Origin of the sequence: Actinomadura fibrosa (assembly GCF_900659615.1) — a bacterium.
GTDB lineage: Bacteria > Actinomycetota > Actinomycetes > Streptosporangiales > Streptosporangiaceae > Spirillospora > Spirillospora fibrosa.
Genome location: NZ_CAACUY010000186.1, coordinates 1 through 18203, shown reverse-complemented (window position 1 = coordinate 18203; position 18203 = coordinate 1). Strand labels below are relative to the sequence as shown.

Here is an 18203-nt window from a genome sequence, read left to right as displayed (position 1 = left end):
ACGATCGTAGGCGTATACCGTACGCTGTCAACTCATGCCCCGTCCCCGCTCGCTCAGCCCGGCGCGGATCGCCGCCGCCGCCCTCGCCGTCCTCGACCGGGCCGTCCCCGGTGCCGGCGCCGCCCGTCCGGCCGGGGAAGCGGCGGCGCGCGTGGCGGCTGCTGACCAGCAACGTCACCATCACCGTCGCCGGCGTCGGCGCGATAGCCGCCGCCCTCGCGCTGGTGGACGTGAGCAAGTTCGTCGGCGAGGCGGACCCGCCGAAGATGGCCACGGCCGACCTGTCCACCAACGACATGCTCGCCCGCCTGACCGGCTCCGACATGGACCCCATCGCCGCGGACACGATCGCCGCCGCGAAGAAGCGCGCCTACGAGCAGCACCAGCGCGAGCTGAAGGAGCTGAAGGAGAAGGCGAAGCGGGACGCCGCCGCCCGCGCCAAGCTCAAGGCCGAGCAGGAGAAGGAGCGCCTCGCCCGCTCCAACCCGTCCGCGGCGGAGAACAAGAAGTACGGCCGCAAGATGAACGCCCTCAAGGGCTGGGACCGCTGCTGGCCGTCCCTGGAGACCATCTGGGACCACGAGAGCGGCTGGAACGAGCGGGCCGAGAACCCGTCCAGCGGCGCCTACGGGATCCCGCAGGCCCTCCCCGGCTCGAAGCTGGCGAGCGCGGGCGCCGACTGGCGCACCAGCTCCCCCACGCAGATCGCCTGGGGCCTCGGCTACATCAAGGCCCGCTACAAGGACCCCTGCGGCGCCTGGGCCTGGTGGCAGGCGCACCACTGGTACTGATGGGCACCGAGTCGGGCACACCGCTGTTCGCGAGTAGTTGGTGCCGCATGCCGCGCACGGGCACCATGTGAGGATGCAGACGAGCAAGGCGCGGCCCGACGGGGACGGCCCCCCGGCCGCGGATCCGCCCGCGGCCACCGGCCGCCAGTGGGCCCGGGCCGACGCCACCCGCCAGGCCCTCCTGACCGCCGCCCAGCAGGTCTTCGCCGACCGCGGCTACGCGGGCGCGGGCATCGCCGAGATCGTCGAGCGCTCCGGCATCAGCGTCGGCAGCCTGTACCACCACTACGGCGGCAAGGCCGGCCTGTACGTCGCCCTGTGGGAGGAGCTCACCGCCGAGCAGGAGGACCGCGCCGCCCAGGCCGTCGCCGCCGCCCGCCGGGACGGCGAGACCGACCCGATCACGCTGTTCATCGCGGGCGCCCGCGCCTACCTGCGGGTCTGCTGGGAGCGCCGCGAGGCCGCCCGCCTGTTCCACGGCGGCGAGGGCCCGGCGGGCTCGTCCCTGATGCGCCGCAGCCGCGCCCAGCGCTGGATCGCCCAGAACACCAAGCTGCTGCGCGGCGCGTCCGACCCCGCGGCCCCCGGCGGCTCCTCTGCCGACCCCGCCGCCCCGGCCTCGCGCGCCGAGCAGGTCCTCAGCCTCGTCCTCACGACCGTCATCGGCGAGGCCGGACGCGAGATCGCCACCGCCGAGACCGAGACCGACGCCGCCGAGATCATCGAAGAGGTCTGCCGCATCCTGATCCGCCTCGCCCGCTGACCGCGTCCCGTCCGCGCGGGTCGCCGGCGCCGCGCGTCAGACCCGGACGACGGCCTTGCCGATCGTGGGCGCGCCGCTGTGCAGCAGGCCGAGCAGGGCCTCGGGGACCCGTTCGACGCCGTCCAGCACCGTCTGCCGGTGGACGATCTCGCCCGACCGCACCCAGGGGCCGACCTCGGCGCGGAAGGCGGGCATCTGCTCCTGGTGGTCGGTGACCAGGAAGCCGCGCGCGGTCGCCCGCTTGGTGACCAGCTCGTAGAGGCTCCGCACGCCGTACGGCTCCCGGCCGTCGTACTGGCTGGCCATCCCGCACAGGGCCAGCCGGGCGCCGACCCGGAGGCGGGCGATCGCGGCCTCCAGCTGGACGCCGCCGACGTTGTCGAACACGACGTCGATGCCGTCCGGCGCGGCCTGCGCGAGCCGGTCGCCGACGGCGCCGTCATGGTGGTCGAAGGCGGCGTCGTAGCCAAGGTCGTCCAGCAGGTGGCTCACCTTGGCCGGTGAGCCCGCGCTGCCGATCACCCGCCCGGCCCCGCGCAGCCGGGCGAGCTGCCCGGCGATGCTCCCGACCGCCCCGGCCGCCCCCGTGACGAACACCGTCTCGCCGGGACGGACCGGCGCGATCCGGGTGATCCCGAGCCACGCGGTCAGGCCCGGCGCGCCGAGCACCCCCAGATAGGCCTCGGCGGGCAGGTCCCCGGCATCGATCGGGACGGCCTCGGCCGCGTCGAGCACCGTCCCCTCCCGCAGGCCCTGGAAGTGCTCGACCATCTGGCCCGGCTCGATCCCGTCCGCGCGGGACTCGACGACCACGCCGACCGCCGCGCCCTCCAGCGGCGCGTTGAGCGGGAACGGCGGGATGTAGGACGGGCGGTCGTCCATGCGGCCGCGCATGTACGGGTCGACCGACAGGTGCGTGTTGCGGACGAGGAGCTGCCCGGGCCGCGGTTCGGGCAGCTCGGTCTCGACCAGCGCCAGGTCGCCGGCCGTCGCCCGCCCGCGCGGCCGGCGCACCAGGTGCCACTCCCGGGTCCGCCTCGTGCCGGTAGCCGTCATCGTTCTCCCCCTCGACAGGTACTTTATTCACTCAAGTAACACCCTGGCACAGATGCTTGAGTGAATCAAGTACTTGTCGTGGACGGGTGGTGGAGGGTCAGGCGCCGGTGGTGCCGTCCACGGCTTCGCGGACCATGTCGGCGTGGCCGTTGTGGCGCGCGTACTCGTGGACCATGTGCAGCATCACGTAGCGGAGCGAGACGTCCTTTCCCCAGCGCGGCTGGTGGACGACGAGGTCCAGGGACGGGGCCGCGCGCTCGATCCGGCGGGCGTGCTCGACCTCCGACCGCCAGGCGGTGAACGCCTCCGCGCGGGTGCAGCCGGACGGGTCGTAGGCGGTCTGGTAGTCGTCGGCGTGCGACCAGACGTTGGGCAGGCCGCGCTCGCCGTTCACGGTCTTGCGGAACCAGGTCCGCTCCACCTCGGCCATGTGGCGGACGAGGCCGAGCAGGGAGAGGGCGGACGGCCGCGACGCCCGCGCGCGCAGCGCGTCGTCGTCCAGGCCGTCGCACTTCCAGGCCAGGGTGGCGCGGTGGTAGTCGAGGTGGGCGCGGAGCATCGCGCGCTCGTCGGCGATCAGGGGAATGTCAGGACGTTCCGTGGTCACCGGCGCCAGCGTATTGGGCGTCAGGAGCTTCCCGGCAGCATCGCGATCCGGAAGCGGCGCGGGCCGCCGTCGCGAGGAACCGGCACCTCCCAGCGCAGTACGCCGGGACGGGCGAGGTTGAGTTCCGGGCCCGGTTCCTCGGCGGGCTCCTCCCACCAGGGCCGGCCGAGTCGCGGGGGCGGGGACGGCGGCGTCTCGGCGCGCAGCGCCTCGGCCCAGGGCTCCTCCGCGCGCACGGCCTCCGGCTGGGGCACACCCGGGCCGGGTGCGTCCGCGTGCGGGGGTTCCCAGTTGTGCGCCAAGAGGTCCATGACCACCGATGGCGAGTCGCTGGGAGCGGGCAAGACGGCCTGGACCGGGACGGGACGAGCGACCGGCGAGCGCCTCGACTCGCGCTTGCGCGACGCGGACGAGCGGCGCTTGGAGGGAGCCGGGCGGACGGGCGCCGCGGGCAGCAGGCGCAGCCTCGGACCGGACCCGCCGGACGGAGCGCCCGGCGCGACGGGGACCGGCACGACGGGGGCCGGCACACCTCCCGGCAGTGGGCTCCCGGCCGTCGCGGGCCGCCGTCCGGAGGACGGGATCAGCAGGTGGAGGCGGCTGGGCCGCCGGGGCGTGGCGCCCGCACGGCGGGCCAGCCGCAGTCTGAGGAGGAGCAGCGTCACCGACGACGCCATGGCGGCGAGGACGCCCGCTTGCAGCGCGGTGAGGTCGTCGATCGCGGACGACTCGTCCGGCAGGCGGCGCAGGTTCGCCACGGGCACCGGTGTCAGCTGCCCGGGGGCCACCTGCGGCGGCGCGACGGGCGGCATCGCGACCTGCGGGGCGTTGATCGGGGGCAGCGTGATCGGGGGCGCGGCGGAGTCCGTCGTCGGCGGGACGCCCGGCGGGAGCGAACCGGGGGTGATCCCCGGCGGGAGCGCCCCGGCGGCGTCGGTGATGACCAGCGTGAAGGTCGTCGAGCGCGCGGCGGCCCCGGCCGCCGAGACGGTGGCGGTCAGTCGAATCGTGCCGGGCTTCGCGTCCGCCGGGACCCGGATGGTCACCGTGGCCGACCTGCCGCCCGGCCCGACGCCGCCGAGACCCTGCGACCCCGGGCTCGCGGACGCCTTCGAGCCGGTCACGCGAAGGACGGCGCCCGCGGCGGTCGCGCCGGACGACGTGACCCGCACCGTCGCCGTGGTCGAGCCTCCCGGGCGGACCGTGGCCGACGACACCGTCACGCTGAGCGCCAGCGACGGCTTGGCCGGATCGCCGGGCTTCTCCGGCTTGCCTGGCTTGCCCGGCGGCTTCGTGGGCGTCGGAGTCGGCGTCGGCGTCGGGGTCGGCGTGGGAGTAGGCGTCGGGGTGGGCGTCGGGGTGGGCGTCGGCGTGGGGGTCGGTGTAGGCGTGGGGGTGGGGGTCGGCGTGGGCGTCGGGGTGGGCGTCGGCGTCGGGGTCGGGTCCTCGCTCGGAGTCGGGGTCGGGGTCGGCTCCGCGATGACCGGGGACGCCCCGGAGACCGCGAGGACCGCCGCCACGCCCACTCCCGCGAGGAGCCTGCTGCCCGCCGGCCGTGACCGCACCGTTCCACCTCCGTCGCCCGCCGCTCGTCCTGCCAGAAATTGATGCAATCATGCGAGGAATGGGCCTTCAACCCCGATTCGCGAGCTTATTCCGGGGCGCTCAACCGGAGAGATGAATGCGGTGCGAAATTAGCATTGAGTGCGCATTTCGGACGGCGATCGGCCCGGGTGGCCACCATGCGCGTGCCCGTGAGCAGGGCCGTCGTCACCCTGGGGCCAAGCGGGCACCGGAAGCGTTCGCGTCAAGTGCGAGCGGGCGGTGATGCCGGGCTGGGCGCGGGCCGCGATGCCGGTAGCACTGCCGGTTCGGGGCGAGGCCGCCTATAGCGGTCGAGTGCCATCCCGATTTTCCTTCTCGCCGAAAGCCGCGGCGCGGCGGGATTGCGGCGGGCTCGCGCCAAGGTCTCTCGGCAACGCGCATCGTCGAGTGCCCGCACCGCGGGCGGCGGGTCACGCGCGTTCCGGGCGGCGGTGCGAGACTCGGGCCATGACTCTGGGAACGATCGTGCTGACCGGTGCGGCGGGACGGATCGGCACCGCGCTGCGGACGCCGCTGCGCGACGAGGCGGCGAGGCTCGTCCTCGCGGACCGGGCACCGCTGCACGTGGAGGCGCCGAACGAGGTCGTCCACCGCACGGACCTGAACGCCGGGGACGCCGTCCGGATCGCCGAGGGCGCGGACGCGATCGTCCACCTCGCCGGGATCCCGGACGAGGCCCCGCTGCCGGACCTCGTCGAGGCGAACGTCCTCGGCACCCACCGCGTCCTGGAGGCGGCCCGGCTCACCGGCGTCCCGCGCGTCGTCATCGCGAGCAGCAACCGCGTGACGGGCTTCCATCCGTCCACCGAGACGGTCTCGCCCGCGTCGGTGCCGCGCCCGGACGGGCTGTACGGGGCCAGCAAGGCCGCCGTGGAGGCGCTCGCGCACGTCTACGCCGACAAGTTCGGGCTGGACGTCGTGTGCCTGCGCATCGGCAGCTTCGAGCTGCGCCCGTCCGAGCCGCGCCACCTGTCGACGTGGCTCAGCCACCGCGACTGCGCCGGGTTCGTCCGCGCGGCGCTGACCGTCCCGTCGCCGGGGTTCCTCGTCGCGTACGCGGTGTCCGCCAACCCGCGGCGCTTCTGGGAGCTGGACGAGCGGCTCGGCTACGAGCCGAAGGACGACGCGGCGACGTACGGGGTCCCCGACACGTTCGTCTCGCCCGACACGCCGCAGAGCGGACGTCTCGCCTCGGCGGAGTTCACGCTGCCCCACCTTGGAACTCCGCAAGGGGCGGGTGACGTTTAGCGTCACACGGGACGCCACGGACGGTTATCCTGACCTCCGGGTTACCGGTTCCTGACGGAAAGTCGAAGGGGTTATGCCAACGTCCACCTGGTTCCGGCTCAACGTCGCCAAGCGCGAGCGGGTGCTCGAAGTGGCGATGCGCGAGTTCGGGGAGCACGGGTACTCGACGGGCAGCCTCAACACCATCGCCCGCGAGGCCGGGATCGCCAAGGGCTCGCTGTTCCAGTACTTCACCGACAAGCTGGAGTTCTTCGCGTTCGTCTGCGACGAGGCGTCCCGCCGCATCCGCGAGGAGATGGAGCGCCGCATCGCCCAGGTCGACTTCGACCAGTCGTTCGACGAGTGGCTGTTCGACGTCCTGTGCGACTGGACCGAGTACATGGCCGACCATCCGCTGGAGCGGGCCGTCACCGCCGCGACGAACTTCGAGCTCGACAACAGCGTCCGGTCCGTCGTGCGCGACACGGCGAACCAGCACTACCTCCAGGTGATCCACCCGACGCTCCAGCTCTGGCGGGAGAAGGGCGACATCCGCGACGACGCCGACCTCGACGTGCTCGCGACGGTGATCCTGACGATCCTGCCGTTCCTCGCGCTGGCGCCGTACTACGACGGCCTCGACCCGATCCACGACCTGCGCGGCCGGACGCCCGCCGAGCAGCGCCCGGTGGTGCGGCAGCTCATCGCCGGCTTCAAGCCGATGTTCGCGCCGCACAAGTAGCCGCGCCTGCGGCGGTTCACCGCCGCCTTATCGCGACGTCCACCCATATCCGCGGGAACGGCTCGGCTCTCTGGCCGGAGCCGGCGTTCCCGTCACCCCCTGTCCTCGCGCTGCCGCGGCCGGCGGTGGGTGCGACCACCTCGCCGGTGCTGATCGGCGTCGGCGCTCGGCGTGGCGACAGGCGGTCGCCGGTCGCGGCGAGGAGCCGGTTGGCGTGCTCGATGCGCTGGTTGGCGCGCTCGATGCGCTGATCGGCACGCTCCATGAGCTGGTCGGCACGCGCGATGCGCTGCTTGGCGCGCTCGATGAGCGGGCCGGCGCGTTCGGACGGCCGCCGCGGGGTTCCGGGCCCGTCGGCGCTTCGCGCGGCGGGCGGACCGGCGGGGTCGTCTGGTGGCGGCATGGCGGCTCCATGTGCGGCGGCGGGCGTGACGTCTCCGGTGTTACGCTCACCGCATGGGTGCCGCATCGACGCGGGATGACCGGCAGCTCAACGACCCACCGGCGCGCGAGCCGCTGCGCCCGGCGGTGACGCGGCCGGTGATCGCTCTGGTGGACGACGAGGCGGACCTGGTCGAGATGGCCACCGCGTACCTCACCCGTGACGGATTCCGGATGTGCACCGCCGGCGACAGCCGCGGTGCGGCGGCGTTGCTGCGCACCCACCCCGTCGACCTGCTCGTGCTGGATCTCGGCCTCCCCGACGGCAACGGCCTGGACTTCCTGCGCGGGGTACGCGCCGGCCGCCACCTGCCGGTGATCATCTTGACCGGCCGGGTCGAGGAGCGTGAACGCGTCGTCGGACTGGAGCTCGGCGCCGACGACTACGTCGTCAAGCCGTTCTCCCTGCCGGAGCTGGCCGCCCGGATCCGGGCGGTGCTGCGGCGCGCGCACCCCCCGGGCGCCGACGCGGTGCATCGCGTCGGCGGGCTGGCCGTCGACACCCGGTCGCGCGAGGTCACCGTGGACGGCGTGCGGATCGCGTTGACACCGCTGGAGTACGGGTTGCTGGCGCTGCTGGTCGCCCAGCCCCGGCAGGTGTTCGCCACCGGCCAGCTGCTGAGCGCGGTGTGGGGCGCCGACCCGCACCGGCAGGACGGCTCGTCCGTCGTCGAGCATGTGTACCGGCTGCGCCGCAAACTCGCCGCGGCCGGCGCGACCAGCCCGCGGATCACCACCGTGCGCGGGGTCGGCTACCGGCTGGACCCGTGATGCCGTCCGCGGACGGATGGGCGTTGGACTACGAGCGGTTGTTCGAGGCGCTCCCGTCGCCGTACCTGATCATGACGGCGGGCTTCACCATCGTCACCGTCAACCAGGCCTACGCCGACGCCACCATGATCGACCGGGAGGCGGTGGCCGGCCGGCCGATGTTCGAGGTGTTCCCCGACAACCCTGACGACCCGGACGCCGACGGCGTGCGCAATCTGCGCCGATCCCTGCAGACGGTGGTGGACTTCGGCCGGCCCGACGCCCTCGCCCTCCAGCGCTATGACGTCCGTACCCCCGAGGGAGAGTTCGTCGAGCGGTACTGGAGCCCGGTCAACACCCCGGTGTTCGCCGAGGACGGCAGTGTGGCGTTCATCGTCCACCGGGTCCAGGACGTCACCGACCTGGTCGAACTACGCCGTCGCGGCCGCGAGCAGCAGCGCGTCGCCGTGGCGCTGCAGACCCGGGTCGAGCAGATGGAGGCCGACCTGTTCACCCGCGGCCGCCACCTCCAGGACGCCAACCGGGAACTCCAGCGCGTCAACGCCGAACTGGCCGCCGCCGGCGACGAGCTGCGAGCCCAGCAGCAGGCCAAGGACCGGTTCATCGCCACCCTGTCCCACGAGCTGCGCAATCCCCTCGCGTCGGCCCGCGCCGCCCTCGACGTCCTTGAGCTGGACGTCCCCGACCATCCGGCCCGCGCCGTACTGGCCCGGCAGCTGACCGCCCTGACCCGGATGACCGACGACCTGCTCGAAGCCGCCAGGGTCGTCACCGGTCAGTTGCAGGTCGCCCGCCGGCCACTGGACCTGCGCACGCTCGTGGCCGCCACCGTCCGCGACATGGATGCCACCCGCCCCGGCACCGCCGTGATCCGCCTCACGTTGCCCGACATGCCGGCGACCGTCGACGGTGACCCGGTCCGCCTCGCCCAGATGATCAGCAACCTGCTCGACAACGCCCGCAAGCACGCGTCCACCGACATCCCCGTGCACGTCGAGGTGACCATCGACGCCGGGCACGCCCTCTTGCGCGTGCGCGACGAGGGACCCGGCTTCGAGCCCGACGCGGCGGCCGGCCTGTTCGACCCCTTCGTGCGTGCCGGCGCATCCGGCCAGCGCACTCCCGCCGGTCTGGGCCTGGGCTTGGCCGTGGTCCGCGGCATCGCCACGCTGCACGACGGCACCGCCGCCGCCCACAGCGACGGTCCGGGAACCGGCGCCACGTTCACCGTCCGGCTGCCGCTCACCGACGCCCCGTCGGACAGCGCCGAGCAGCGCCCCGCGCCGGCCGCCACCCGGGCGCCGATGCGGGTCCTGCTCGTCGAGGACAACGCCGACCTCGCCGCCATGTACGCCGTGCTGCTGCGCCAGCGCGGCGACACCGTCACCATCGCCGCCAACGGCACCGACGCCCTCGCCGCCGCCGACCGCCCGTTCGATCTGATCCTGTGCGACCTCGCCCTCGGCGACGACCCCGACGGCTACACCGTCGCCCGCAGGCTGCGCCGCACCCCGACCCACCGCGGCACCCGCCTGATCGCCGTCTCCGGGTTCAGCCGGGACGCCGACCGCGAACGCAGCCGCGCCGCCGGATTCGACGCCCACCTCGCCAAACCGCTCGACCCCGCCCGCCTCGACCGGCTCCTCAGCGACTGGACCGATCAGCCCACCCGCTGATCGGCCTGCTCACCGACCCCCTCGGCGCTCAGTCCCCGGTGCTCAGTCCGCGGCGCTCAGTCCTCTATGTCGGCGATCAGCAGGGCCATGTACCTGGACGCGTGGCGCGCGGCGGGCGGGAGGTCCAGGCCGTCGGCGGACGTCACGACCCGCGGGCGGGCGATGCGCCGGGCGCGGCCGAGCCGCTCGATCCCGCCCTGCCCGGCGGCGAGGAGGTTGCGGACCCAGTCGGTGTCCGTCCCGTACGGCAGGCCGATGATGAGCCGGTCGCCGCTGCGGAACGCGACGACCGGCGTCCGGTACTCGCGGCCCGACCCGCGCCCGCGGTGGACGACCACCGCGAGCGGCGGCAGGTAGGGGGCGTAGACGCCCTGGACGCGGTTGGTGACGACCCGGTTGAAGCGGGCGACGGATCGCGGCAGCAGTGCTGGAGGCATGCGTCCTCCCTAGCACGCCGGGGCGCGCCCGGTCAGCACCCGGGCCGTCCCGGGGGCGGGATCAGCGGGTGATGAGGTACTCGTCCGGGTTCGCCTTGCGGCTGCCCGCCCAGAACTCGAAGGTGTGGCCGGGCCAGAGCGTGCGGTTGACGCCCTGGTCGTCGAGGTACCAGCTGTCGCAGCCGCCCTCGTTCCAGACGGCGCGGCGCAGGCGGCGCTGGAGGCGGTCGTTGAAGCGGCGGCTGGCGGCGGGCTTCGGCTCGATCGCGTCGGCGCCCCGCTCCTGGAGCAGCCGCAGGCAGCTCAGCACGTGCTGGATCTGCGTCTCGATCATGAAGACGACGGAGTTGTGGCCGAGGCCGGTGTTCGGGCCGAGCAGCATGAAGAAGTTCGGCAGGCCGGGGATCGTGGTGCCGCGGTGCGCCTCGATGCCGTCCGCCCAGATCTCCTGGAGCTTGACGCCGTCGCGGCCGGTGACGCGCAGCTCGGCGAGGGCGTCGGTGACCTTGAAGCCGGTGCCGTAGATGATGCAGTCGACCTCGTACTCGCGGCCGTCCTTCGTCACGATCGAGTTCTCGCGGACCTCGGCGACGCCGGAGGTCTCGACGTCCACGTTGGGGCGGGTGAGCGCCGGGTAGTAGTCGTTGGACAGCAGGACGCGCTTGCAGCCGATCGTGTAGTCGGGCGTGACCTTGGCGCGCAGCTCGGGGTCGGCGATCTGCCGCTCGATGTGCCAGCGGGCGAGCTTCTCCTGCGGGAACGACAGCCGCGGGTCGATGGTGAAGCCGACGGCACGGGCCTCCAGCGCCCAGTAGATGGTGTTGCGGAAGGCGCGGGCCGCGCCGGGGACCTTCTCGAACGCCTTGCGGACGGCGGCGGGGAACTCGCGGTCGGGCTTGGGCTGGATCCACGGCGGCGTCCGCTGGAACAGCGCGAGGTGCTCGACCTCCTTCGCGATCTGCGGGACGAACTGGATCGCGGACGCGCCGGTGCCGATGACGGCGACGCGCTTGCCGGCGAGGTCGTAGGAGTGGTCCCACTCGGCCGAGTGGAAGGTGGTCCCCTGGAAGCGCTCGATGCCGGGCAGGTCGGGGAACGAGGGGATGTGGAGGGCGCCGATGCCGGACACGACCGCCTTGGGGGTGAGGACGGTGCCGTCGGCGAGCGTCACGTTCCATCGCCGGGCGGCGTCGTCGTACTCCATGGTCTCGACGGCGGCGCCGAAGCGGATGTGCTCGCGGACGCGGTACTTGTCGGCCGTGCGCTCCATGTAGGAGCGGATCTCCGGCTGCGGGGCGAACATCCGCGACCAGCCCGGGTTGAGCTCGAAGGAGAAGGAGTACATGTGCGAGGGGACGTCGCACGCGCAGCCCGGGTAGGTGTTGTCGTGCCAGGTCCCGCCGAGGGCCTCGCTCTTCTCCAGGACGACGAAGTCGTGGAAGCTCGACTGCTTGAGCCGGATCGCCATGCCGAGCCCGGCGAAGCCGGAGCCGATGATGACGATCGACGGGGCGCGCTCGTCCATATCCATCCTCTCGCGTAACCTACTTGCAGTAAGTTACCCGGAGTAGGTTACTGACGGTAGGTCCAACAGTTAGGATTTCCCTGTGACCAGCGCCACACCCCCCGGGCGCCGACGCCGGATGTCCCGCGCCGAGCGCGAGCGGCAGATGCTGGACGTGGCGGAGGAGATCTTCGGCGAGCGCGGCTACTCGGGCACCTCGATGGACGAGATCGCCGAGCGGTGCGGCGTCTCCAAGCCGATGCTGTACGAGTACTTCGGGTCCAAGGACGGCCTGCTCCTGGCCTGCGTGCGCCGCTCCAAGGCGGAGCTGCTCGACGTCACCCAGAAGGCGATGGCCGGGGCGACCGCCCCCGAGGACATCCTGTGGCGCGGCATGGTCGCCTACTTCGGCTTCATCGACGCGCACGCCAAGTCGTTCGACATGCTGCTGCGCGAGCCGTCCGCGGCGGCCCCGGAGACGGTCGAGGCCGTCGAGGCGACCCGGCGGCAGCAGAGCGAGCTGATCGCCGGGGTGCTGGCGACGTTCGCGCCGGGCGCGCCGGCCGAGCGGATCGAGGGCTACACCGAGATCATCGTCGGGGCGAGCGAGCGGCTGGCCCAGTGGCAGACGCGCCGTCCCGGCGTCTCGGTGGAGGACGCGGCGCGCTACATGACCGACTTCTGCTGGCAGGGCCTCAGCCCCTACGTCGTCCCGGGCGACTGACCCGCGGCCGGTCCGGGGCCGGCCGGGCGCCCCGGCGGTCGTCCCGGCCGGTCGTCCTGGCGGGGGTCAGCCCTGCGCGGTGCCCGGGTCCTCGTCGAGCGGCCGGGACGCGGCGCGCGGGAGGGCGTCCAGGGCGCGGATCAGCAGGTCCAGGCCGAACTCGAAGTCGGTCTCGGGGTCGTGTCGGGCGAGCTGCGGTGCGAGCGCGATCACGTGCGGGAACTCGTCGGGGTCGAGGCGGCCGTAGGAGTCGGCGGGGGCGGCCGCGAGGTGGTCGAGCATCCGCACCGCGCCGGTCTCGCGCAGCTGGGCGCCGAGCGCGTAGGCGAGCAGCGCCCGCATGATCCGCACGGAGGTCTCGCCGTCGAACCCGGCGGCGTCGGCGAGGGCGAGCGCGCGTTCGGCGGGCCGCAGCCCGGCCGGGGAGTCGATCTCGTGCGTGAGGACGATCGTCATGCAGCGCGGGTACTCGTGCGCCACGGTGCGGAACGCCCGGACGAGGACGCGGGCGCGGTCCGCGAACGAGCGCGACGGGTCGTCTTCCAGCTCCATCCCGGCGACGACGTGCTCGGCGACGCCCTCCAGGAGCGCGGCCTTGTTCGGGACGTGGTTGTACAGGGACATGACCGCGACGCCCAGCTCGGCCGCCACGCGGCGCATGGACAGCGCGCCGGCGCCCTCCCGCTCGATCAGCCCGATCGCGGCCCGCACGATGCGCCCGCGCGTCAGCGCCGGCCGCGTGGCGGGTGTGCCGGACGTCACATCGTGCTCCATGCGGGGCGTGTCCTTCCGCCGTTGACAGCCGTAAGTGGCCCGTGACACGGTACGTACAACGTACGTCGGACGTACAAAGTACGTCTCGTCCCACCGTACGCCCGGAGCGTACGCCCGGAGCGCACGGCGCGAGACGAGCTCCTCCTGCGGCGCGGCCCGTCCCGCCGGGAGAAAGGAGTCCCATGTCGACCCATGACCTTTACACCTCCCCCGTCGGCGCGTCCACCTGGAACGTGCCGATGGCCGGCGACGCCCGGTTCACCTGGGAGTACGACGACGGCCGCGACCGCCTGCTCGCCCTGTACCAGAAGGGCAAGGACAAGCAGTGGGACTCGGTCAAGCGGATCGACTGGGACCTGGAGGTCGACCCGCACGACGTCCTCGGCGTCCCCGACCAGTCCCTCGCCATCTACGGCACGCGGCACTGGGACAAGCTCACCCCCCGGCAGCGCGGTGAGCTGCGGCAGCACAGCGCGTCCTGGCAGTTCTCGCAGTTCATGCACGGCGAGCAGGGCGCGATGATCACCGCCGCCCGGATCGTGGAGTCGGTGCCGGACCTCGACTCCAAGTTCTACTCCGCCACCCAGACGATGGACGAGGCGCGGCACGTCGAGATCTTCACCCGGTTCCTGAAGGAGAAGATCGGGCTCGTCTACCCGATCAACACCAAGCTCCAGGACCTGCTGAGCGAGACGCTCACCGACTCCCGCTGGGACATGCCCTACCTCGGCATGCAGGTGCTCATCGAGGGGCTCGCGCTCGCCGCGTTCGGCGTCATCCGCGACATCACCACCAAGCCGCTGCCCAAGCAGATCCTCGCCTACGTCATGCAGGACGAGGCGCGGCACGTCGCGTTCGGGCGGCTGGCGCTGCGCGACTACTACAAGCAGCTCTCCGAGCCGGAGCTCCGCGAGCGCGAGGAGTTCGTCATCGAGGGCTGCTACCTGATGCGGGACCGCATCCGCGGCCGGGAGATCTGGACCAACTTCGGCATCGACCCGAAGGAGGTCGACGAGATGGTCGAGAACTCCCCCTACATGCGGATGTTCCAGAGCCTGCTGTTCAGCCGCATCGTCCCGTGCGTGAAGGACATCGGGCTGTGGAGCGAGCGCGTCCAGCGCGCCTACGACGACATGGGCGTCCTCGACATGTCGAAGGCCGACCTGGACGCGCTGATGGGCCAGGACGAGGAGATCGCCGAGCGGCTCGACACCGAGCGGTTCGCCGCCGAGGAGGCCGAGCGGAAGGCCGAGGTGGACGCGGTCATCGCCGCGGAGACCGACCCGGAGACCGCCCCGGCGACCGGCCCGGGCGCCGCGGAGGCCGTCCGCGCCTGAGTACGGTTGGACGATCCCACCCCACGGAGGTCTCCATGCCCCTCGCGCACTTCGACGGCGCGCTCGCGGTCGTCACCGGAGCCGGCAGCGGGTTCGGCCGCGCCACCGCGCTCGCGCTGGCCGAGCGCGGCGCGACCGTCGTCGCCGCCGACATCGACCTGCCCGCGGCCGAGCGCACGGTCGTCCTCGCCAAGGCGCTCGGGCCCGGCGGCTCGGCCCACCGGGTGGACGTGGCGGACGCGGGCGCGATGGAGGCGTTCGCCGCCGAGGTGAAGGAGGCGCACCGCGTCCCCGACATCGTGGTCAACAACGCGGGGATCGCGGTCACCGGCCCGTTCCTCGACACCTCCGCCGCCGACTGGGAGCGCATCCTCGGCGTCAACCTGTGGGGCGTCGTGCACGGCTCCCGCCTGTTCGGCCGGCAGATGGTCGACCGCGTCGAGGCACTGCCGAACAAGCCCGACAAGCCGAACCTCGGGGGCCACATCGTCAACATCGCGTCCGCCGCGGCGTTCGCGCCGTGGCGGTCGATGCCCGCCTACTGCACCACCAAGGCCGCCGTCCTCATGCTCAGCCAGTGCCTGCGAGCCGAGCTCGCCGGGCACCGCATCGGCGTGACGGCCGTCTGCCCCGGCTTCGCCAACACCGGCATCGTCGAGAACGGGATCTTCGTGGGCGGCGACCCGGCCGCCCGGGAGCTGCGGCGGCAGCGCGGGCGGCGGGCGCTGTCGATGCGCGGCTACCCGCCCGAGAAGGTCGCCGAGCGGATCGTCGAGGCCGTCATCAAGAACAAGCCCGTCGTGCCCGTGAACTTCGAGGGGCACCTGCTGCGCACGCTGTCGCGGGTGTCCCCGTCCTCCCTGCGCCTCCTGGCCAGGATCCCCGCACCCTGATCCCACGCCCCGGCCACGGCGCCCGGCCGGCGGCTCGCACCGTCCGCGCGGCACCCCCTCCCGCGGACACCGACGGCGAGAGGAACCGGACCATGCCCCCCGACGCGCTGCTCAGCGACGGCCGCCCCCGCACGTGGACGGCGCGGATCCGCTGCAAGGACGGCGACCACACCCTGGAGCTGACCGACCGGGAGCTGGTCGCCGAACGGCTGCTGCGGGCGTCCCGCAAGCACTCGTTCGACCCGGACGAGGACGTCGACTGGGACGCCCCGCAGGACCCGGACGTGTTCTACACCCCGCCGCAGCTCGTCTCCCTCTACGAGACGCCGCTGTGGGACGGGCTGACGCACCGGCAGCGGGTGGAGCTGTCCAAGCACGAGATGTGCAGCATCGCCTCGTTCGGCATCTGGTCGGAGATGCTGCTGATGCAGTCGCTGGTGCAGCACGCCTACCGGCACCGCTACGACACCGGCCACGTCGGGTACGCGCTGACCGAGATCGCGGACGAGTGCCGGCACTCGCGCATGTTCGCCCGCATGGTGCGGACGTGCGGGCTCCGCACGCACCGGCCGCGGGCGCCGGAGTACCAGATCGGCAAGCTGTCCGCGGTGGTGTACGACCCGATGCCGATGTTCGCCGGGACGCTCGTGGTGGAGGAGTTCACCGACGCGTTCCAGCGGCTGACGTTCCCGGCCGAGGACGTGCAGCCGATGGTCCGGCAGGTCACCCGGATCCACGTGGTCGAGGAGGCCCGGCACATCAAGTACGCGCGGGAGGAGCTGAAGCGCCTGGTGGCGGACGCGGCGCCGGTGCGGCGGCGGATGGCGGCGCGCGGGCTGGCGCAGGCCGCCCGGCTGATGGCGGCCCGGGTGATCCACCCGTCCTGCTACGCGGCGGTGGGCCTGGACCCGCGGCTGGCGCGCCGGGTCGCGGCCCGCAGCCCGCACCGCCGGGCGACGCTGGCGTGGTCCTTCCGCAAGTGCACGGCGTTCTTCGAGGAGGTCGGGTTCCTGGAGGGCCGGACGCGGGACATATGGGTGCGGGCGGGGCTGCTGGAGCCGTAAGGCCGCCGGAACGGTAACGCGTTCTACTCGGACGCCATTTACCGGGACCTCGATGTGACATTAGGCGATGGCACATCGCGGCAATTACCGAAGCTTTTTCTAGTGTGCGGCGCGGACCTTCCCGGTTGGTCCACGCGCGGGCGAAGAAAAGGGCCGTGGAGCGGGGTCCACTCCACGGCCCTGGGCAGAACCTGACCTGACCTGGGATTACCGCACCCAGGAGACTCCTACCGCTGGAACGGTCATGTTCTCGACCTCCTCCTCCCCGACGCCGGTACGCCGATCATCGTTTTGAGCGGGAGCTCGACCGGCACACCCTTCCTCCCCTTTACTCCACTACTTTAGAAGGGGTTGACAGGCGATATGCCATGATCGGCCAATTAAGGTCAGAAAAGATTCAACGGAGTGCCGCCAGCACTTCGCGCGCGACCCGGACGGCCTTCGCCATGCACGTTCTTTCCCTTTTGTCCTGTTCGCCCTTTCCGGCGGCCTGCTCGCTGTAGCTCACCGTGAAGACCGCGTTGCGCACCCGCGCCGTCACCTGGCCGACCACCGTCGGCTGCCCCTTGTCGGCCTTGAACCACCGGTACGCCTCGTCCCCGATGCCCGGCTGCCGTTCGAGCGTGATCGTCCGTTCGAGGGTGGCCTGGTGGGCCTGCGCCCACTGCGCGTCGTAGTAGCCCTCGGCGTCCTTCACCGGCTCCGAGGTGGCCCCCGGCGGGTACAAATGCGCCTCCACCCGCAGCCAGCGGAACCCGGAGCCCGTCCCGTAGTAGGTGCACGTGGTCAGGGTCGAGTTGGCGCTCTCCTCCCGCTTCGCGCCCGGAAGGATCTGCTGGACGGTGCCCGCCGGGATCGTCGAGCACGGCGCGGGCAGCGACGCGATCGGCCCCGCGGTCGGGGCCGTCCGCTCCGGCGACGGGGTGCCCGGCCCGGTCGGGGCGGGCGCGGCGGGATCGTCCGTCGGGGCGGTGCCCGGCGTGGATCGTTCCCCCGCATGGTCCCCGCCTCCGCTCCCGAGCGGGACCACCAGGAAGACCACGACGGCCGCCACGGCGAACGTCACGAGCGCGACCAGCAGCGCGAGCAGCTTCGGGCGGCGGGCCGGCGCCGGGGGGTCCGGCGCGGAGTAGACCCGCGGGAACTGCTCCGACGGACGCGGAAGGCCCACTCCTCGCTCCTCACTCCCCGGCCGGCGTCCCGTCCGGCCGGCCTCACGTCCGGTGTCCCCATACCCCACCGCCAACGTAGTAAGGCGTTGCGGCCCGGACCAACCCCCCGCGGGGCCAGATGTCGGACCCCGTGGTGAGAATGGAGGAATGCTCATCGCGGAGATCGCCCGGACGTCGGCGGCCGTCGCCGGCACGCCCGGCCGCAAGGCCAAGGTCGCCGCGCTCGCCGAGTGCCTGCGCGGCGCCGAGCCGGACGAGGCCGCCATCGTGGTCGCCTACCTGTCCGGCGAGCTGCCGCAGCGCCAGATCGGCGTCGGGTACGCGGCGCTGCGCGACGTCCCGCCGCCCGCCGCGGAGCCGTCCCTCACCGTCCGCGAGGTCGACGCGGCGTTCGGCGAGATCGGCGCCGTGTCCGGGCCCGGCTCGGTGGCCCGCCGCCGCGAGCTGGTCGCCGCCGTCCTCGGCCGCGCGACCCGTCCCGAGCAGGACTTCCTCGTCCGGCTGCTGTCCGGCGAGCTCCGCCAGGGCGCGCTGGACGGCGTGATGGCCGAGGCGATCGCCGCCGCCGCGGGCGTCAAGGCCGCCGACGTGCGGCGCGCGGTGATGCTGCGCGGCGCGC

Annotated in this window: 18 protein-coding genes and 1 pseudogene; 11 read left to right on the top strand and 8 right to left on the bottom strand. The window is 73.0% G+C overall.

All coding sequences use genetic code 11. The features are described 5' to 3' along the window. Both E1300_RS51865 and E1300_RS36945 read left to right on the top strand, forming a co-directional pair. Nucleotides 1–791 (top strand): aggregation-promoting factor C-terminal-like domain-containing protein (locus E1300_RS51865; protein ID WP_207400157.1); only part of this gene is annotated, 791 nt, incomplete at its 5' end. Nucleotides 792–864: 73 nt separating this feature from the next. After that, nucleotides 865–1554 (top strand): TetR/AcrR family transcriptional regulator, encoded by a 690-nt coding sequence (locus E1300_RS36945; RefSeq protein ID WP_131761767.1) that lies wholly within the window; start codon nucleotides 865–867, stop codon nucleotides 1552–1554. 36 nt (nucleotides 1555–1590) lie between these two features. On the opposite strand, the gene E1300_RS36940 is transcribed toward E1300_RS36945, so the two are convergent. From E1300_RS36940 to E1300_RS51860, 3 genes are all read right to left on the bottom strand, one after another. Then, complete coding sequence (locus E1300_RS36940) at nucleotides 1591–2610, bottom strand: NADP-dependent oxidoreductase (RefSeq protein ID WP_131761766.1); 1020 nt, start codon at nucleotides 2608–2610, stop codon at nucleotides 1591–1593. A gap of 97 nt (nucleotides 2611–2707) precedes the next feature. Beyond that, nucleotides 2708–3217 (bottom strand): DinB family protein, encoded by a 510-nt coding sequence (locus E1300_RS36935; protein WP_131761765.1) that lies wholly within the window; start codon nucleotides 3215–3217, stop codon nucleotides 2708–2710. Between the two features lie 20 nt (nucleotides 3218–3237). Beyond that, the gene (locus E1300_RS51860) at nucleotides 3238–4782 is read right to left on the bottom strand and encodes a COG1361 family protein (protein WP_207400156.1); all 1545 of its coding nucleotides are present in this window, start codon (nucleotides 4780–4782) and stop codon (nucleotides 3238–3240) included. Between the two features lie 487 nt (nucleotides 4783–5269). On the opposite strand from E1300_RS51860, the gene E1300_RS36925 reads away from it, so the two are divergent. Further along, nucleotides 5270–6070, top strand: coding sequence for an NAD-dependent epimerase/dehydratase family protein (locus E1300_RS36925; protein WP_131761764.1), 801 nt, complete (start codon nucleotides 5270–5272; stop codon nucleotides 6068–6070). Between the two features lie 73 nt (nucleotides 6071–6143). Beyond that, entirely contained in the window at nucleotides 6144–6791 is a 648-nt protein-coding gene (locus E1300_RS36920; RefSeq protein ID WP_131761763.1) for a TetR/AcrR family transcriptional regulator, read from the top strand. A 16-nt stretch (nucleotides 6792–6807) separates the two neighbouring features. On the opposite strand, the gene E1300_RS36915 is transcribed toward E1300_RS36920, so the two are convergent. After that, nucleotides 6808–7194 (bottom strand): hypothetical protein, encoded by a 387-nt coding sequence (locus tag E1300_RS36915; RefSeq protein WP_131761762.1) that lies wholly within the window; start codon nucleotides 7192–7194, stop codon nucleotides 6808–6810. Nucleotides 7195–7247: 53 nt separating this feature from the next. Here E1300_RS36915 and E1300_RS36910 point away from each other — a divergent pair, with 53 nt between their 5' ends. Beyond that, nucleotides 7248–8003 (top strand): response regulator, encoded by a 756-nt coding sequence (locus E1300_RS36910; RefSeq protein WP_131761761.1) that lies wholly within the window; start codon nucleotides 7248–7250, stop codon nucleotides 8001–8003. Then, nucleotides 8003–9679, top strand: a complete 1677-nt coding sequence (locus tag E1300_RS36905) for a hybrid sensor histidine kinase/response regulator (protein ID WP_131761760.1) — start codon at nucleotides 8003–8005, stop codon at nucleotides 9677–9679. The genes E1300_RS36910 and E1300_RS36905 overlap by 1 nt, the downstream gene beginning before the upstream one ends. 56 nt (nucleotides 9680–9735) lie before the next feature. Here the strand turns inward: E1300_RS36905 and E1300_RS36900 are convergent, their stop codons facing one another. After that, complete coding sequence (locus tag E1300_RS36900) at nucleotides 9736–10116, bottom strand: nitroreductase family deazaflavin-dependent oxidoreductase (RefSeq protein ID WP_131761759.1); 381 nt, start codon at nucleotides 10114–10116, stop codon at nucleotides 9736–9738. Between the two features lie 61 nt (nucleotides 10117–10177). Further along, on the bottom strand, nucleotides 10178–11641 hold the full coding sequence (locus E1300_RS36895; protein WP_131761758.1) for a flavin-containing monooxygenase: 1464 nt from the start codon (nucleotides 11639–11641) through the stop codon (nucleotides 10178–10180). An 82-nt stretch (nucleotides 11642–11723) separates the two neighbouring features. Here E1300_RS36895 and E1300_RS36890 point away from each other — a divergent pair, with 82 nt between their 5' ends. Beyond that, nucleotides 11724–12344, top strand: coding sequence for a TetR/AcrR family transcriptional regulator (locus tag E1300_RS36890; RefSeq protein ID WP_242619626.1), 621 nt, complete (start codon nucleotides 11724–11726; stop codon nucleotides 12342–12344). 66 nt (nucleotides 12345–12410) lie between these two features. On the opposite strand, the gene E1300_RS36885 is transcribed toward E1300_RS36890, so the two are convergent. Next, the gene (locus E1300_RS36885; protein WP_131761757.1) at nucleotides 12411–13118 is read right to left on the bottom strand and encodes a TetR/AcrR family transcriptional regulator; all 708 of its coding nucleotides are present in this window, start codon (nucleotides 13116–13118) and stop codon (nucleotides 12411–12413) included. A gap of 182 nt (nucleotides 13119–13300) precedes the next feature. Here E1300_RS36885 and E1300_RS36880 point away from each other — a divergent pair, with 182 nt between their 5' ends. The 3 genes from E1300_RS36880 to E1300_RS36870 all read left to right on the top strand — a co-directional run bounded on the left by E1300_RS36880 (nucleotide 13301) and on the right by E1300_RS36870 (nucleotide 16412). Beyond that, nucleotides 13301–14455: a ferritin-like domain-containing protein gene (locus E1300_RS36880; RefSeq protein WP_131761756.1), complete on the top strand. Its 1155-nt coding sequence runs from the start codon at nucleotides 13301–13303 to the stop codon at nucleotides 14453–14455. Nucleotides 14456–14490: 35 nt separating this feature from the next. Then, nucleotides 14491–15348, top strand: coding sequence for an SDR family NAD(P)-dependent oxidoreductase (locus tag E1300_RS36875; protein WP_131761755.1), 858 nt, complete (start codon nucleotides 14491–14493; stop codon nucleotides 15346–15348). 92 nt (nucleotides 15349–15440) lie between these two features. After that, complete coding sequence (locus E1300_RS36870; RefSeq protein ID WP_131761754.1) at nucleotides 15441–16412, top strand: AurF N-oxygenase family protein; 972 nt, start codon at nucleotides 15441–15443, stop codon at nucleotides 16410–16412. A 397-nt stretch (nucleotides 16413–16809) separates the two neighbouring features. On the opposite strand, the gene E1300_RS36865 is transcribed toward E1300_RS36870, so the two are convergent. Next, on the bottom strand, nucleotides 16810–17583 hold the full coding sequence (locus E1300_RS36865; protein ID WP_131761753.1) for a hypothetical protein: 774 nt from the start codon (nucleotides 17581–17583) through the stop codon (nucleotides 16810–16812). 148 nt (nucleotides 17584–17731) lie between these two features. Between E1300_RS36865 and E1300_RS36860 the strand changes: the two are divergent. Beyond that, nucleotides 17732–18203, top strand: a pseudogene (locus E1300_RS36860) (ATP-dependent DNA ligase); the annotation flags it as partial.